The sequence below is a fragment of the Ochrobactrum sp. BTU1 genome (assembly GCA_018798825.1).
Taxonomy (GTDB): Bacteria; Pseudomonadota; Alphaproteobacteria; order Rhizobiales; family Rhizobiaceae; genus Brucella.
Genome location: CP076356.1, coordinates 324215 through 339615, shown reverse-complemented (window position 1 = coordinate 339615; position 15401 = coordinate 324215). Strand labels below are relative to the sequence as shown.

Below are 15401 nucleotides of genomic sequence, written 5' to 3'. Positions count from 1 at the left end.
GATGGCACAATACGACGTGGCAATCATCGGCGCCGGATCTGCTGGCGCTCTTCTCGCCGCACGGCTCAGCGAGGATCCATCCCGTCAAGTTGCGCTGATTGAGGCCGGCGGAGAGCCGACCGACCCCGACATCTGGAAGCCGGCCATGTGGCCTGCGATCCAGCATCGCGCTTACGACTGGGACTATAAAACCGTTCCGCAGGAGCACGCTGCTGGTCGCAGCTTTGCGTGGGCCCGCGGCAAGGCGGTTGGCGGGTCTAGCCTCCTTCATGCCATGGGTTACATGCGCGGTCACCCTGCCGATTTCGCCGCTTGGGCGGAAGCAACAGGCGATGATCGCTGGAGTTGGGAGGGCTTGCAAAACGCCTTCATGGCTAATGAAGACCATGTGCTGGGCGGCGACGGTATCCACGGCAAGGACGGTCCTATGCCGGTTTGGATTCCGGACGAGGAAGTCAGCCCGCTGACCCGCTCCTTCATCGAAGCCGGGGCGGCGCTTGGCCTGCCCCGTATACCCGGTCACAGCAGCGGGCAGATGATAGGTGTCACGCCGAACTCACTGATGATCCGCGGCGGCCGACGGGTGACGGTCGCCGAAGCATGGTTGACGCCAAGCGTACGTGCGCGTCGCAATCTCACATTGGTGACAAGGAGTAGAACTCGGCATCTCAACTTCGACAACGCACGCGTGACTGGAATCGAAGTTCTTGGTCCCGAAGGTCTCGCTACGATCACCGCCGAGCAGATCATTCTTTCGGCAGGAGCACTGGAAGGACCGGCCCTTCTCATGCGTTCCGGGATCGGGCCGGAAGACGTGCTGCGAGAGGCTGGTGTTGCCTGCCGCGTCAACGCGGCTGAACTCGGCCGTAACCTGATGGATCACTTGCTTGGCGCGGGAAATCTATATGCTGCAAAAAAAGAACTGGCCCCGTCTCGTCTGCAGCATTCTGAGAGCATGACCTATATGCGCGCAGATGGCGCGATGAAAGACGGCCAGCCCGAGATCGTCGTCGGATGCGGCGTTGCACCAATTGTGTCAGAACATTTTACCGCCCCAAAACCAGGCAGTGCCTATTCCTTGCTGTTCGGCGTGACACATCCCACCAGCCGTGGAGAAGTACGCATAACCGGTGCAGAGCTGGAGGATCCTCTTCAGATTGACCCGCAATATCTTCAGACTGAAAACGACCGGCTATTGTTTAGGGCAGCGCTCGCGGCAGCGCGAGAGATCGGCCATCGAGCTGAACTGGACGAGTGGCGCGATCACGAAATTCTCCCTGGTGTAGTGGACACCGAGGACGATATCGACGCTTTCATTGCCAAGGCAGCAATCACTCATCACCACCCCTCAGGAACCTGCCGCATGGGCAAGGACAATGCAGCAGTGGTCGATCCCGACCTGCGCCTGAATGGGCTTGCCAATGTCTATGTCGTCGATGGATCCGTTCTGCCAAGCCTGACCGCCGGCCCTATCCACGCGGCTATTCAGGCCATCGCCGAAAGATTTGCCTACGACTTCATCACTAAGGCGAATTGACAAATCGAGCGAACTCACTGTTTTCGTTGGGAGGGCGTGAGCGTCCTTTCAAGCGATTATCTCTTTTTTTGTATGAGTTTTGATCCCCAAAACAAAACTTCGAGCAAAGCTCAGATCATCCCGACTATTTATGCGACGTTTGCATCAAACTTCCACGTGGCGGAGAGCATTCTTCCTCAGCAGTGGCGCAGGCGATGAGTGTTTCGTTCAGTTGGGCTAACCTTGGTTGTACCGATGCATATTTAAGCGCAAATTTCTCGAGAAATGTTTCATGCGATCACCAGAGTGGGATGCTGACTTGAAGACCGCATCCTTGCGACGACAAGATTAGGAGCAAAAAAGTGGAAAAGCTCGGGATTTCCTTGTTAGCACCGATGGCGATCATTGATCTGATACCCCGCCATTCAAGTGCCAAACGTGGCCTTGCTGATTTCACAGGTGGAGAGACCAAATCTAAAGCTTTCAGATTGGGGCAATCGGCCAATCACGGGATGTGAGCGGATTTGCACACAGCGAACTCTTCTCTTCGTGTCGATGAGAATCCAGCCTGTAGCAACATACATTTAGACATATTTCTAGGCAGACCTTGCAAGTGTATTGCATCTTGTATACTAGAATATATCAAAAGCCAGATGGAGTGCTGGCCGTGCTATGGGAGGAGTGAATTCAATGAAAAATTTGCTATGGGCAGTGGTGGCCGCCACAGCTATGAATATGGTGCCACTTGCTGGCATGGCGCAGGCGCAGGAAGTTCCCGCGGCCGGCAAGAGCGCGCGTATTGACGCCATCAAGAAGTCGGGTGAATTACGCGCTGGCGTTCTCGCCAACCCGCCCTGGCTTGTGGAAGATACCACCGGCTCAGGCGAGCCATGGCGCGGACCAGCCTGGACACTTGCACAGACTTACGCCGAGAAGCTTGGTGTCAAACTGGTTCCAGTTCTTGTTTCGCATGAAACCAAAGTGCCGGTTCTGGCTGCCAATCAGGTGGACATGACGATTTCGCCGCTCTCCATGACCAAGCAACGGCAGGAAGTGGTTGATTTCGTCACTTATTCGCGAACGGCATTGTGTGTATTTGGCAAGGCTTCCAACCCAAAGGTTTCAGACGCCAAGTCAGTTGACGATTTCGACAAGCCGGAAGTGACCATTGCCTATTTCACGGGCGGCGGAGAGGAAAATTGGGTCAAGGAACGTTTCCCCAACGCGACGCTTCGCGGCGTGACGAGCGCGGGAACAGCGGCTCCGATGGAAGAGATCATGGCGGGACGCGCGGATGTGGCGCCGATCAATCGCATTCCTTTTGTGGCCCTCAGCCGCAATGTGAAGGGACTTGAAGCACTGCCGCGTGAAAATAACTGTCAAGACAGCACCGAGGCCGTGAATGAAATTGGTCTGGCCATTGACAAGAACCAGCCAGAATATCTCGAATGGTTAAAAGCCGTGGCCGAGCCGATGCTTCCCGAATTACTCAAGGAAGAAGAAGCAGAAGTCTCCAAAATGTAAGCCGGATGGATTTTGCGCGCACTGGTCTTCAGTGCGCGCAAAGCAGGTTCTGTTCAGTCAGAACTTTCATGGTTCCGGATCTCTGGATATTGACACATGGAATTCAATTTCAGCGCTGTTTTTGATAGTTGGCAGTTCCTGCTCAGCGGCTTGGTGGTGACACTTCTGCTTGCCGCCAGTGTGAGCGTCTTGAGCTTCTTTCTAGGGCTTCTGCTGACCGTCGCCCGCCTTTACGGTCCGAAATGGCTGAGCCGCATCACGATTTTCTACATCGATACCATGCGTGCCATCCCGGTACTGGTGGTTTTGGTCTGGGTGTATTTTGCCTTACCGATCACAACGGGGATCAATCTACCGCCATTCTGGTCGGCGTTACTTTCACTATCATTGCATCTGGCCGCTTACGTTGCTGAAGTGATGCGTGCTGGCATTCAGTCCGTGCGCCCCGGTCAAGTTCGCGCCGGTCTGGCGCTCGGCATGTCGCAGGCGCAGGTCTTGCGCAAGATCGTGCTGCCTCAGGCTTTCGTCCGCATGCTGCCATCCTTTGGATCGCTACTGTCACTCGCGGTCAAGGATACGGCTATCGCCACCGTGATCGCCGTGCCGGAACTCATGCGCCGCGCCGAAGCAATTGCCGGCCAGAAATATGCGCCTGTCGAAGCTTATACCACCGTCATGATCCTTTATTTTATCATCATCTTCCCGCTGACCCGAGGCGTCGACATGCTCTATCGCCGCATTTCCTTTCTGGGGCGCTCATGAGCTTCGACTGGTCCATCATTTGGAAAAGCCTCCCCGCATTGGGTCATGGCGCCTTGATCACCATTGCGCTGACTGTACTCACGATGCTGCTTGCAACGCCATTGGGCATCCTGATCGCGGTTATGCGTGAATCCCGCTTCAGGTTCGTAGCCCTAATTGCAACCTGCTATGTGGAACTGATGCGCAATCTACCGATCATTCTGGTCGTCTATTGGGCGTTCTATGTGCTGCCGATGATGAGCGGCATTGCATTTTCGCCTTTCCTGACCGGGCTGGTTGCGCTGGTTGCCAACAATGCAGCCTATAATTCGGAAACGTTCCGATCTGGTATCCGCTCAATCCGCAAGGGACAAACCGAGGCAGGACTGGCGCTGGGAATGAGCGAATGGACGGCATTCCGCAAGATTGTGTTACCGCAAGCTTCGCGCCGTGTTTTGCCGGTGCTGGCGACCACATGGGTCACACTGTTCAAGGACACCTCGCTGGTATCAGTGATCGCGGTCGGTGATCTGGCACATACGGCGCTGCAGATCCGCTCACAGACGTTCCGCGTGATCGAACTTCTTACTGCAATGGCTGCGATTTACTGGCTTCTGGGCTATCCGCAGGCCAAAATTGTTGACTGGATTCACCGCAAATACGGGGTTACCGAATGACATCTTCCAAAACAGCAGCCGTAAAGAGCAGCGATGTCGTTATTGAATATCGCAATGTCTGCAAATCCTATGGCACATTCGAAGCTCTCAAGGATGTCAGTCTGAAAGTGCAGCGCGGACAGGTCGTGTGCCTCATTGGTCCGTCGGGCTCGGGCAAGTCCACGCTATTGCGTTGTACCAATGGTCTTGAAGCCATTAATAGCGGAGAGATCAGGATTGACAGCACTTTACTGACGCAGGACCCCAAACAGGTTCGCGCCATGCGCCAACGCATGGGCATGGTGTTTCAAAATTTTGAGCTTTTTCCGCACAAGAATGCGCTTGGCAATATCATGATGGGACCGACCACCGTTTTGGGGATGTCGGAGGCGAAAGCAAAGGAACGCGCATTGGCTTTGCTCGCCAAAGTCGGACTTTCCGATAAAGCTGAAAATTTCCCGTCCAACCTGTCCGGAGGACAGCAACAGCGCGTCGCCATCGCCAGGGCCCTTGCAATGGAACCGGAAGTCATGCTTTTTGACGAACCAACCTCGGCACTCGATCCCGAAACCATCGGTGAAGTGCTTAATGTTATGAAACGGCTGGCGGATGACGGAATGACTATGATTGTCGTGACCCACGAAATGACGTTCGCCCGGCGTGTTGCCGATCAGGTCGTGGTCTTTGCTGATGGGCGGATCATCGAGCAAGGGCCGCCGGAGCAGATTTTTGAGAATCCGAAAACTGTGCGTACAAAAGATTTCCTGAGCCACCTCGGCTGGGACGGTTGACGCATGGCAGGGCTTCTCGGATCGACACATAATCCTGAAAGACCGGTACCTGGCGTGGGCGCCCCTCCCACGGTGGGGAGCATTCTTAATGCCATTCGCAACGATATCATAACCCTGCGCCTCATGCCGGGAAAACGCGTTTCCGAGAACGAACTGGCCAAACATTTTGGTACGAGCCGCACGCCGGTCCGTGAGGCCCTGTTACGCCTTGTTGATCAGGGGCTTGTCGAAGTTTGGCCGCAGCGCGGCACCTTCATTATGCCGATTTCATTGGCCGCCGTGCAGCGTGCTCGTTTCGTGCGCAATGCGGTCGAAGTTGCAGTTTTCAAGCGGGCCGCTGAGGAAGGACTTTCCCCCTCTACCCTTGCGGAACTAGACGCCGTCATCGCCAAACAGGAAGGTTCCAAGGGATCTCCTGAGGATTTTACCATCGCTGACGATGCCTTTCACCGCACTGTCGCCAATGGAATCCGAATGGGGGACATTTGGAGCTTGCTCGAACGGGAAAAAGCGCAGTTTGATCGCTTGCGCTTTCTGAGCTTGCCCAATGTGACCCCAGTGGAATTGCTCATTGAGCAGCATAAGGCCATGTTATCAGCAATCCGACGTCGCGACCCGATTGCTGCGGAAGCAGCCGTGCACGTCCACCTTTCGGAAGTCCTTAAAGTCACCGAACATCTGGCTCAACGCTACTCCGATCTCATCGTCAACGATCTTTGATCCGCCCCATCAGAAAGTCTCTATTTCATGTTGGATAGCGGCGAATATGCCGTCGACCAACATGCGATCAAGGCGAGAAATGACCTGTTGGGCAAATGGACCTTCTTTCAACACTTGCGGCAATAAATTTGGCAATGCTGCATAAGCGACAAATATATCTGAGGCAGATTGCGCATTGCCCAGAGCTGTGGCGATTTCTCCACCACGTGGATCATTGAGCGGATATGACCTTCCCTTCTCATCCCGACCAAGACCGTAGCGCATCCATGCCGCTGTTGCGAAAGCGAAGGGCGTCGTGTCACCGCCACTTTCATTCAATTCAACGGCTGGCGCAAAGATGCGTTGCGGCATCTTTTCCGTCCCATCCATAGCAATCTGGCGCGTTTCATGTGCGATAGCCGGATTAGCAAATCGGCTGGCCAAAGCCTGCGCATAAGCATCCAGATCAGCATTCATCTTGGGCAGGGTTTGAGCGGCGGCTCGCAAATGGCGCTGCACCAGCCTGTTGAGTGCTGCGTCCGCCATCACATCGCGCACATAGGTCTTGCTTGTGAGAAACCCGGCATAGGCGAGCATCGAATGACTGCCATTAAGCATGCGCAGTTTCATTTTTTCAAAAGGGCGGACGTCTTGGGTAAAGGTAGCACCCATCGCCTCCCATGCCGGCCGCCCAGCAGGAAAGTGATCCTCGATCACCCATTGCGAAAACGCTTCCGTCTCGATCGCAGCGTCATCTTCGCAACCGACGGCCAGTGCCGCATCGGCGCGCGTCTGCTCGGTTGGCTGCGGCGTGATGCGATCCACCATGGTGGCCGGGAAAGCAACCTCTTGAGCGATACGGTTTGCCAGTTCAGAACCATAGGCGCGTGTAGCGAAATCGATGACCGCAGCACGCAACAGCGCGCCATTATCCGGTAGGTTATCGCAGCTTAAAACGGTAAATGGCGGCAAGCCCAGCTTAAAGCGTTGTTTCAGCCCCAATACAATGAGGCCAAGCACGCCTCTGGGTTGTTCAGGTGTTGCGAGATCGGCAATAACTGCCGGATGGTTGCGATCACAAGCACCGCTGCGCAACAGACCATACCCTTTTTCCGTCACGGTGATGCTAACGATCCGGCACTTTGGCTCTGACATAAAGGCAAGCGCTTCAGCGCCGACGGTCGCTCCAGCAAGCACCTGTTTTACCGAGCCGATAACACGAGCGCGGCTTTCTTCACCGCGTACGATCAGCGTGTAATAACCGTCCTGCGGGTTAATCGCATCGGCCACGTCAGTTCCGCGCAGCGAGGCACCGACGATCCGCCAATCGGATGGCGTTTGCGTCAAGGCCGCGTCGGTATAAGCAGCCAGATGGGAACGGGCAAAAGCGCCGAGTCCCAGATGCAGAATGCCTGCATCAAGAACCTGGGGCTCATAAACGGGCCATTGGGCTTTGTCCGTTGGGCTGCTTTTGGCCGAAAGTCTCATTACGCCTCCCTCCTCGTCAGCGGATGTTCGAGCGCCGTCATAATCCCACGCAATTCAGCCAAACCTTTCAAGCGGCCAATGGACGGATATCCTGGCTGTCCGCGACGGCCGAGATCGTCCAGAATATCTTGTCCATGATCGGGACGAAATGGAATTTGCCAATCCGTTCGACCTGCTGCCTTGCGACGGCGTTCTTCAGCCAGAATCGAAGCGACCATGGCGACCATGTCCGTACCGCCTTCCAGATGGCCTGCCTCATGGAAAGAGCCGTACTGGCCCGCATCTTCAATCGTGACATTGCGTAGATGCAAAAAATGGACGCGATCGCCAAGACGGGCCATCATTCCGGGCAAGTCATTGTCCCGCCGGGTGCCGAGTGAGCCCGTGCAAAGCGTGATGCCATTGGCCGGAATATCTACGGCTTCAATGATCTGGCGGTAATCCGCCTCCGTGGACATGACGCGCGGCAGCCCCAGGAGTTGGAACGGAGGATCGTCCGGGTGACAGCACAGCCGCATGCCAAGTTTTTCGGCCAGCGGAGACACTTCTGAAAGAAAATCAATGAGGTGACCGCGCAGCTTGTCTGGGCTGATATTGTCATATTTAGCTAGATGGTCGCGCACATCGTTAAGGGTAAAGTTTTCGGCTGCACCAGGCAGGCCATAAACGGTATTGGCAGCAAGTTCCTCGCGGCGTGCATCGCTCATCGTTGCAAAACGCTCGTTTGCAGCTTGCACCACGTCGGCGGGAAAACTATCTGACGCGGCTTTGCGTTGCAGTATGTGAATATCGAAAGCGGCGAAATCAACAAGATCAAAACGCATACATGTCGCGCCGCTGTCCAAACGGTAGGCGAGATCCGTGCGTGTCCAATCCAGTACCGGCATGAAATTATAGCAGATGACCTCTATGCCAGCACGGCTTAGATTGGCCATGCTGGCTTTCCAGTTGGCGATATGGGTCTTCCAGTCGCCAGTCTGTCGCTTGATGTCTTCGGATACGGGCAGGCTTTCGACCACTTCCCAAGCCAATCGGGACTGCGCGCCGTCCTTCATTCGTCCGATTTGTGCCTGTCGCAGGGCAATTTCATCCGGGCTCCAGATCTCTCCTGTCGGCACATGATGCAGAGCCGAAACAACACCCTCCACACCTGCCTGCCGCATATCGTCGATTGACGTCAGATCCTTTGGACCGAACCATCTCCAAGTCTGTCTCACGTTCTGCCTCCATCTATTACGTCCTGATTAGCAGATGGTAGACTAGTATGGAAGATGGCGGACATCAATTTACCAACGCATCAGCTCCTTGCATTTTGCAGCCTGATAAGTCGGCTCTGCGCCATAGCTGGCGCACCTTCGATAACTGAGGTCCAACAGGTACCGCAAAGGCCCGCCCTGCGGCCAAAATCCTGACAAAGCCAGATACGCTCACCAAGCATCAGCAGTGAATCGCGTCCGCTCCATAGCTTAAATGATAAATCAACCTGCAAGAGGCATCATTTCGATTTTGTCGCCTTCCCGCCTCGGATGGGCTTGAAACGATACGCTGTGCTTTTGTTCGATTCTTCACCTACAATATCCGTTGGACGGCGCGCTGGGCGACGTGTAGCTGCGGCAGAACAATTCAATACGAAATCGTCTTCAGGTCTTCACCTTCGCCAATGCGTCAAGACGTGCTTCGGCTTCATTCCAAATGCCCGTCTTTATGCTGCTAGGCGACATGCCATTTTCAGCAAATGTCCACCGTAATGGCAGCACATTTTTACGCATGACCAACGTCGTCGGAATGACCCGCCAGAACCGCTCGGCCCCTTCAAAAGCAGCGATTTCGGGCGCCTCAAGGATGACTTCCACCCTGCCCGCGAGCTGCAAAACGTCGCCTGCCTCATGATCAACGAACAAAAGGCCAGCCCGCGGATTGACGAGGAAGTTGCCGAGCGTGTTGAAGAATAAATTGCCATTGAAATCCGGCACTGTCAGGCCACCGTCGGCATCAATACGCACAAAACCTGCCCGGCCACCGCGATGGGAGACATCGACCTGTCGACCCTCGTGCTGACGATCGAAATAAGAAGCAACAAAAAATGTATCCGCCTTCTCAATGATCCGACGGGCGTGGTCGTCTAGCCGGTCTAAAATTATTGCCGGTGAATTTAATGGCTCCGCTGGATCGCGGACAAAAGCAAAATGTCGGCTCTGAATGTAGCGCGGACAATTTCCGAAGCTATGATCAACGGCTACACAGAAACGATTACTTTTCCCGCGGCCGATCTTACCATTCAGGCGATTGCGACGCCGAGAGAGCAGGTCGATGCCAAGCAGGCCGATCGGGTCGCCGCCGCGCATACCATCTTGCGCAGGGTCGCTCGGATCGTCGATGGCATTAATCTCCAATGTCAGCGGATCCGGTGAATACAGGAACCCTGGCCGACCACTACGAATGCTCGCCCATGGCGTACCGTGCCTATCGACGGCTCCAATTACGATGAATGGCAGCGAGGAGTAGAATTCCCGATGTTGATCAAGCAGAAACTCCCGTATGAATTTGCGACCGAGCGCATCCATTTGGTCTGCAACGCCAGCTTGGCGTTGCATTTGGAGCTCGCCGTCGTGCCATGGCGAAGCTGGTATCGTTGCTTGATCGGGCATATCGTCGCCTCTATCTGGAAAAAACGCGGCCGGAGTCAGCCGGACGTCGCGACGGTATCAAGAAGCAAGACCGATCTGGGTCTTGGGGAACGCTAGGAAACCTGGCAGTGCCTCGATACGGGCAAGCCACTGACTGACTTCTCGATGCGGCGCGAGATCCACGTTCCCTTCTGGCGCACTGGCGATATAACTGTAGAGTGCGATATCAGCGATCGTGGGGCGGTCGCCTGTTATGAACCGATGCTGTTCGAGCTCGGCATTGATCAAAGCCAGAATGTGATCCGCGCGGGCAATCACTTCTTCGGCGCGGAAGTCAGCCCCAAACACGGTGATGAGGCGCGCTGCCGCGGGACCATAGGCGATCTCGCCAGCAGCCACCGAGAGCCATTTCTGCACCTTCGCAGCTGATTGCGGATCATCCGGAAGCCAGTCCTTGCGACCGAGTTTGGTAGCGAGGTACACCAGAATGGCATTGGAATCGCTGACAACAATCTCACCATCCTCGAGCACCGGCACTTGACCGAACGGATTGAGTTTGAAGAAATCCGGCTTCTTATGGGCGCCATTCCCGAGATCGACCTCGATGATTTCTGTCTTTATGCCCAACAACGACAAGAAAAGCGCAGCCCGATGTGCATGGCCTGAGAGTGGAAAATAGTGGAGTTTCATGTGAGGGTCCCTTGAGATTGAGGAGGCGGCTTCCTCGATACTTTGAAACTAACAGCATCCAATTTTCTGTAGTAGATTACCTTTGATAGAGGTATCCTCTCGTTTTTTGGAAGTGTTCAATGGATCGTCTTGAAGCAATGGCCGTTCTGTTGGCGGTGGTGGAAACCGGCAGCCTCTCAGCAGCCTCGCGTGCACTCCATTCGCCGCTGCCAACAGTGAGCCGTAAGGTTTCCGATCTCGAGTCCCATCTTGGAGTTCGCCTAATCACGCGGACCAGCCGCAAAGTCTTGCTCACAGAAGCCGGTGAAAGCTATGTCGCAGCGGCCCGTGAAATCCTCGGGCGTGTGGACGAGGCAGAAAAGCGCGCATCTGGTGAGTATCTCGCTCCGAGAGGCGACCTAATGGTGACAGCGCCGATCGTGTTCGGCCGCCTGCATGTGCTGCCCGTCGTAACCGATTTCCTCAAGGCTTTTCCGGACATTAATATCCGGCTCACCTTGGGCGACCGCACAGTCAGCCTCGCAGACGAACAAATCGATGTCGCATTGCGCATCGGCAGGCTTCCAGAGAGTAATCTCATCGCGACACGTCTCGGCAACATGCGCACGACTGTCTATGCCAATCCGGACTACCTGAAACGCAACCCGCAGCTTCAACATCCAAATGACCTCTCCGATCACCATTGCATTGCGTTCGAGGGGATGTTCTCTCACCGTTTCTGGATGTTTCGGGATGCAAAGCAGGATATTACGGTACCCATCAACCCTCGCCTTTCCGTCAACACTGCCGAGGCTGCTGTGGATGCCGCCGTGTCTGGAATCGGCGTGACCCGCATCATGGCCTACCAGGCAAAACGGGCGGTTGATGAGGGTTTACTCCAGCCGGTCCTTGAGGATTTCGAACTTGAAACCTCCCCCGTCCACCTCGTTCACCTTATTCAGGGTTTGATGCCCCTCAAGCTCAGGACATTCCTCGATTTTGCCGCGCCGAGGCTAAGAAAAAGTCTATCTTGAAAATAAATGTAACACAGCTGCGGCGGGTATCGCCCTTAAGCTTTAAAGTTTAGAAATTTGTGCGGTGACAGCGTATCAAACCAGCTTGGCAGCGTCGAAGACCTTTGGCGCGCGGGTGGGACGCAGCACCTGCATTCATCTGGATGGCGAGGCTGAGTGCCTCAGACAACCCCTATGCGTCGTAGCGTCGGCTTTTTGAACTTCGGCGCTCCGGATGGACTTGAATATACCCTTCACGCCAACCTTCGATATTCCACTGATGACAGGTTGATGGGCGCGTCATGCAATCGTGCAAACAAGCCCGTTACTCTCAGTTCGAACCCTCAGATTAAAGCAGTGACAGCGAGCTGCATCTCACACTCGCCAAAACGATTTGTTGCTAAAGTCGTGAAATAGGTTCACAGTACTCATTCCAGCAGCCATTTTACGGGCGCTGCTGTTTGAGGGTTGATTACCCTGGCCCCAAACGAGGAGGACACCATGTCTTCCCTATTTCATTATCCCAGAAAGCCCGAGTACGAGACCATCGTCGGTTACGTCCTATCCGCAGCCAGCCTTGCCATGATTGTGTACATTCTGGGCGAGCAGTGGTTTCGATAGGCCAAAGCAGGTGTGGCGAGGAAGGTGGTGCTCGATATGACCGAGAGAACGACGACAACCGAAATCACATTCCTGCATCCGTTTCGCCTGAAATCTTATTCAGAGCCATTGGAAGCAGGCACATATCGTCTAGTCGTTGACGAGGAGTTGATAGAAGGCGTGAGCTTCACGGCCTATCGGAAAGTCGCGACTTATCTTGAGCTTCCGGCGATCTCGGTGGCGATCACCTGCCACCAGGTGCTTCAGGTATCGTCCACAGAGATCGACGAGGCACTAGCACGCGACGCAGCTAACATGGCTCTAGGTTCGCGTGATACCATCCGATCACGAGATTGATTTTGAATAGCAAGCTTCGTGTATGGACATGAAGCTTGTCTTTCATTCGGTGGAGCGTCGTTGCAGCCACGTTGCATCGGTGATCATTAGGTTTTGTTCGCCCGGTAGATGCGGCAGAAAAACCCCGGTTCAAAACAGATTCTTGCAGAAAATTAGCGACCCTAACACTCGGCGGATGTATAGGTGTCTTTCATCTAGACCATCATTACTAGAGCGGAAATGGGATGGTTTTGCAATGATTACGGTGCTTTTTCAAGAGCCTCTCGACTACAATGTCGATGAGCCCCCTTCATTTTCCCATCTATCCAGATCCCGTTGGTTATTCCCGCATAGCCGTATCGTGCGTATTGCGATAAGGGCATCTAGCATCTGACCGGGATCATGGCGTCCTTCTCGGATTATTGTGAAAAGTTGGTCTGCGGACTGTGTTTGCACCAGTCGATCATCGCCACCGTCAAACGAGTAGCCTGAACGAAGCAAAAAAGCGCGCAACAAAGGGAAATCTTCGGGACCCGAATATGTTTGGCGAGTGATGGAAGACATAGCGTGTCCTCCTCGTTAGGGTCGAATTGCGGATCCTTGGGATCGCAACGCCCAATTGAATTTTTCAGTACCTAAATTATGCGCCTTTAGCTGAGCAATAGCAAGAAAACGATACCAGTCGCGACCCACGGCAATAATAGTTGGCTCAAAAGATTTTCGGTTTTCTCAAGAGCCAAAGAAGATTACCTTGTTGCTTTGTATTCCTGCATTTTCTCAATTTCGCGAATGAATTGCTCCGCAAATTGAGCAGTATCAACGTAGTCCTGCTCGTTTACTCCAAGATTGTGATGGCGGGTAAACACTGCCTTCAGACGATCCAGAAACTTGGGTTCTGCCTCAGCGAGATGGCCGATAAGGACTTGAAGTATCTGTTCATGAGCCAGGACCTTCCGTTCAAGCGCGGTTGCATCATTCTTCATTGGATTCACTCCCTGTCGATCCATGGCGTGTCGTGCGTTTGCGGGAAAACCCACCGCACACACGTCGCAAAATATTTGCCATATTGTTCCAATCCCAGGAGGGTGCGCTCATTTGCCAAAGAGCGGTTGTGAGGTCACCCTTGCTAGCTGTCCGATCTTCCTCATGGCGCGGACGTAAAGAGTGATCTCGTTGCGGAATTGGTGGTAGAAGCTCTTTTTGCATGTCAGCCTCCTGTTATGCGCCCGTACGACTGCTTTACAGCGCTTTAGCGAGCTCATTGCCACATGCTGCGGCGAGCGCAGCATTCGGTTGCTCCGCTCCCAACGGTGTCGCCCAGCCTGATTTTTCGATGAGCATTCGGCGCGAGTAAGCCGGTGCAGCTTTGTACTCGGCCATCACCTTTACGGCCTCCGGATCATTTTTCGATCTTTCCAGGCAGTATGGTGTGAGCGCGACTGCTACACCTTCGGACATACTGGACGCGATTAGACGCTCTGACGTCCCTCCCGTGACCCAGCCGCCGAAGGTAAAGCCAACAACAATTGTTGCAATTGCGCCAACTATCGCTCCGCCAACAGCGGAACGTATCCATTGTGCATTTTTCATGGTGATATCCGATCTTCAACGATCGAACGCACGTTATTGCGCGTTGAGATGCATTATACCACTCATATCGAGATAACTTGCATGTATTCTGCCGGCGTAGAAACCTTCGATTGCGCCTATTCGTTCAGCGCAAGTCGGAAGGAGTTGCGGATCTTTTCAACATGTCAGCGCTTTGGAGCTCGCAAAGGCTGGGGTCAAGATCTGGTTGGTCTAGCTCGACTAACCGGGCAGGTAGAACAATTTTGCCCGAAACCTTTAACGTACAACATCTCTCTTCTTTCTATTCATTACCCTTGCTTGGTGGGTGGCTACGACTGAAAGGCATTATTCGTGAAATTGTTCAATTTTTGGCGAAACTCATCGCGGCAAAACAGGTCGCGGGAACAAACCAACGATAGCAATGCCCTTCTTCCAGGTCATCTTGCGATGTTGGAACAGTTACGAAAGGCTGAGACTGATGATCCGATGGTTCGCCCCAGATTGGCAGGCCGAGTTCTGCATGATCTTGCTTGCAAAAGCGCGGTTTCAAATGAGATCATAAAACCTGAGAACCTCTTTGCAGCTCTCGCATCGAATGGCGGCTTTTCCTGTCTTATGGCTGCACAGTTTGAAACTGCTGCCTCTGGCGCTGCGGATGCCTTAACCATTGTAGAGACCAACGATGGCAATCTTTATTACTTTGGCGATCTCCCCAATCGTTATTTGATCGAAAGCCGTCTTTCCCTCCTAAGTCTTGCGCTAGGTGCAGCTCAAAGCGATGGGGCCAACATATCACTTGATATCGTCTATCAGGCGATGCGCCACGTAGCTCAGACCATCGGTTCTGAAGACTTCGGCGTGCCGCAGCTTCCAGCTTTAAGCAAACCAGATCATCTACCAATTGATTACCTTCAACCTCTCTGGTCGGTATTTCAAGAGGCACTGCAGCAATACGAGGCACCGCCAGAATACTGGCCAGCTTCATTCAGGTTTGCGCTTCAAGATGTGTTTGCGGCGTATAAGGCGCGTATCGACCCTAGTACTGCAGCACAAATCTGTATCGAATACGCCGTACCGATGGCAAAGGTCGACCCGAGAAGGATCGCGGGAGCATTTGGATGACTGTCAGAACAGCAACAGAAAATTCTGCAATGCTGACAAGGCTTTTTCAA

15 protein-coding genes are annotated in these 15401 nt (G+C 54.0%); 9 read left to right on the top strand and 6 right to left on the bottom strand.

What is annotated here, in order from left to right:
• Position 1: 1 nt before the first annotated feature.
• The 6 genes from KMS41_20735 to KMS41_20710 all read left to right on the top strand — a co-directional run bounded on the left by KMS41_20735 (position 2) and on the right by KMS41_20710 (position 5948).
• Positions 2-1537 (top strand): GMC family oxidoreductase, encoded by a 1536-nt coding sequence (locus KMS41_20735; GenBank protein ID QWK80993.1) that lies wholly within the window; start codon positions 2-4, stop codon positions 1535-1537.
• A 669-nt stretch (positions 1538-2206) separates the two neighbouring features.
• Positions 2207-3040 carry a transporter substrate-binding domain-containing protein gene (locus tag KMS41_20730; GenBank protein ID QWK80992.1) on the top strand — a complete coding sequence of 278 codons (834 nt, stop codon included), beginning with the start codon at positions 2207-2209 and terminating at the stop codon, positions 3038-3040.
• Positions 3041-3136: 96 nt separating this feature from the next.
• Complete coding sequence (locus KMS41_20725; GenBank protein QWK80991.1) at positions 3137-3802, top strand: amino acid ABC transporter permease; 666 nt, start codon at positions 3137-3139, stop codon at positions 3800-3802.
• Entirely contained in the window at positions 3799-4458 is a 660-nt protein-coding gene (locus KMS41_20720; GenBank protein ID QWK80990.1) for an amino acid ABC transporter permease, read from the top strand. The genes KMS41_20725 and KMS41_20720 overlap by 4 nt, the downstream gene beginning before the upstream one ends.
• Positions 4455-5228, top strand: coding sequence for an amino acid ABC transporter ATP-binding protein (locus KMS41_20715; protein QWK80989.1), 774 nt, complete (start codon positions 4455-4457; stop codon positions 5226-5228). Before KMS41_20720 ends, KMS41_20715 begins: the two co-directional genes overlap by 4 nt.
• A gap of 3 nt (positions 5229-5231) precedes the next feature.
• A complete protein-coding gene (locus KMS41_20710) occupies positions 5232-5948 on the top strand; it encodes a GntR family transcriptional regulator (protein QWK80988.1) in 717 nt (238 codons plus the stop codon).
• A gap of 9 nt (positions 5949-5957) precedes the next feature.
• Here KMS41_20710 and KMS41_20705 read toward each other — a convergent pair whose 3' ends face one another.
• The 4 genes from KMS41_20705 to KMS41_20690 all read right to left on the bottom strand — a co-directional run bounded on the left by KMS41_20705 (position 5958) and on the right by KMS41_20690 (position 10732).
• The gene (locus tag KMS41_20705; GenBank protein QWK80987.1) at positions 5958-7415 is read right to left on the bottom strand and encodes a mannitol dehydrogenase family protein; all 1458 of its coding nucleotides are present in this window, start codon (positions 7413-7415) and stop codon (positions 5958-5960) included.
• Complete coding sequence (gene uxuA, locus KMS41_20700) at positions 7415-8632, bottom strand: mannonate dehydratase (GenBank protein QWK80986.1); 1218 nt, start codon at positions 8630-8632, stop codon at positions 7415-7417. The genes KMS41_20705 and uxuA overlap by 1 nt, the downstream gene beginning before the upstream one ends.
• Positions 8633-9055: 423 nt before the next feature.
• A complete protein-coding gene (locus KMS41_20695) occupies positions 9056-10063 on the bottom strand; it encodes a pyridoxamine 5'-phosphate oxidase family protein (GenBank protein QWK80985.1) in 1008 nt (335 codons plus the stop codon).
• 57 nt (positions 10064-10120) lie between these two features.
• A complete protein-coding gene (locus KMS41_20690) occupies positions 10121-10732 on the bottom strand; it encodes a glutathione S-transferase (GenBank protein ID QWK80984.1) in 612 nt (203 codons plus the stop codon).
• 119 nt (positions 10733-10851) lie between these two features.
• Here KMS41_20690 and KMS41_20685 point away from each other — a divergent pair, with 119 nt between their 5' ends.
• On the top strand, positions 10852-11745 hold the full coding sequence (locus KMS41_20685; protein QWK80983.1) for a LysR family transcriptional regulator: 894 nt from the start codon (positions 10852-10854) through the stop codon (positions 11743-11745).
• 636 nt (positions 11746-12381) lie between these two features.
• Entirely contained in the window at positions 12382-12681 is a 300-nt protein-coding gene (locus KMS41_20680) for a hypothetical protein (GenBank protein ID QWK80982.1), read from the top strand.
• A gap of 725 nt (positions 12682-13406) precedes the next feature.
• Here KMS41_20680 and KMS41_20675 read toward each other — a convergent pair.
• Together KMS41_20675 and KMS41_20670 are read right to left on the bottom strand one after the other, a co-directional pair.
• Positions 13407-13643 (bottom strand): hypothetical protein, encoded by a 237-nt coding sequence (locus KMS41_20675; protein QWK80981.1) that lies wholly within the window; start codon positions 13641-13643, stop codon positions 13407-13409.
• Positions 13644-13899: 256 nt separating this feature from the next.
• The gene (locus KMS41_20670; protein ID QWK80980.1) at positions 13900-14250 is read right to left on the bottom strand and encodes a hypothetical protein; all 351 of its coding nucleotides are present in this window, start codon (positions 14248-14250) and stop codon (positions 13900-13902) included.
• Positions 14251-14580: 330 nt separating this feature from the next.
• Here KMS41_20670 and KMS41_20665 point away from each other — a divergent pair, with 330 nt between their 5' ends.
• The gene (locus KMS41_20665) at positions 14581-15351 is read left to right on the top strand and encodes a hypothetical protein (GenBank protein QWK80979.1); all 771 of its coding nucleotides are present in this window, start codon (positions 14581-14583) and stop codon (positions 15349-15351) included.
• The last annotated feature ends 50 nt before the right edge of the window (positions 15352-15401 follow it).

Excerpts from the sequence above, each read along its gene's own strand:
- KMS41_20670 (QWK80980.1), bottom strand. The coding sequence starts at position 14,250 with ATGAAAAATGCACAATGGATACGTTCCGCTGTTGGCGGAGCGATAGTT.
- KMS41_20720 (QWK80990.1), top strand. The coding sequence starts at position 3,799 with ATGAGCTTCGACTGGTCCATCATTTGGAAAAGCCTCCCCGCATTGGGT.
- KMS41_20730 (QWK80992.1), top strand. The coding sequence starts at position 2,207 with ATGAAAAATTTGCTATGGGCAGTGGTGGCCGCCACAGCTATGAATATG.
- KMS41_20690 (QWK80984.1), bottom strand. The coding sequence starts at position 10,732 with ATGAAACTCCACTATTTTCCACTCTCAGGCCATGCACATCGGGCTGCG.
- KMS41_20710 (QWK80988.1), top strand. The coding sequence starts at position 5,232 with ATGGCAGGGCTTCTCGGATCGACACATAATCCTGAAAGACCGGTACCT.
- KMS41_20695 (QWK80985.1), bottom strand. The coding sequence starts at position 10,063 with ATGCCCGATCAAGCAACGATACCAGCTTCGCCATGGCACGACGGCGAG.
- KMS41_20685 (QWK80983.1), top strand. The coding sequence starts at position 10,852 with ATGGATCGTCTTGAAGCAATGGCCGTTCTGTTGGCGGTGGTGGAAACC.
- KMS41_20735 (QWK80993.1), top strand. The coding sequence starts at position 2 with ATGGCACAATACGACGTGGCAATCATCGGCGCCGGATCTGCTGGCGCT.
- KMS41_20725 (QWK80991.1), top strand. The coding sequence starts at position 3,137 with ATGGAATTCAATTTCAGCGCTGTTTTTGATAGTTGGCAGTTCCTGCTC.
- KMS41_20715 (QWK80989.1), top strand. The coding sequence starts at position 4,455 with ATGACATCTTCCAAAACAGCAGCCGTAAAGAGCAGCGATGTCGTTATT.
- KMS41_20680 (QWK80982.1), top strand. The coding sequence starts at position 12,382 with ATGACCGAGAGAACGACGACAACCGAAATCACATTCCTGCATCCGTTT.
- KMS41_20705 (QWK80987.1), bottom strand. The coding sequence starts at position 7,415 with ATGAGACTTTCGGCCAAAAGCAGCCCAACGGACAAAGCCCAATGGCCC.
- KMS41_20675 (QWK80981.1), bottom strand. The coding sequence starts at position 13,643 with ATGAAGAATGATGCAACCGCGCTTGAACGGAAGGTCCTGGCTCATGAA.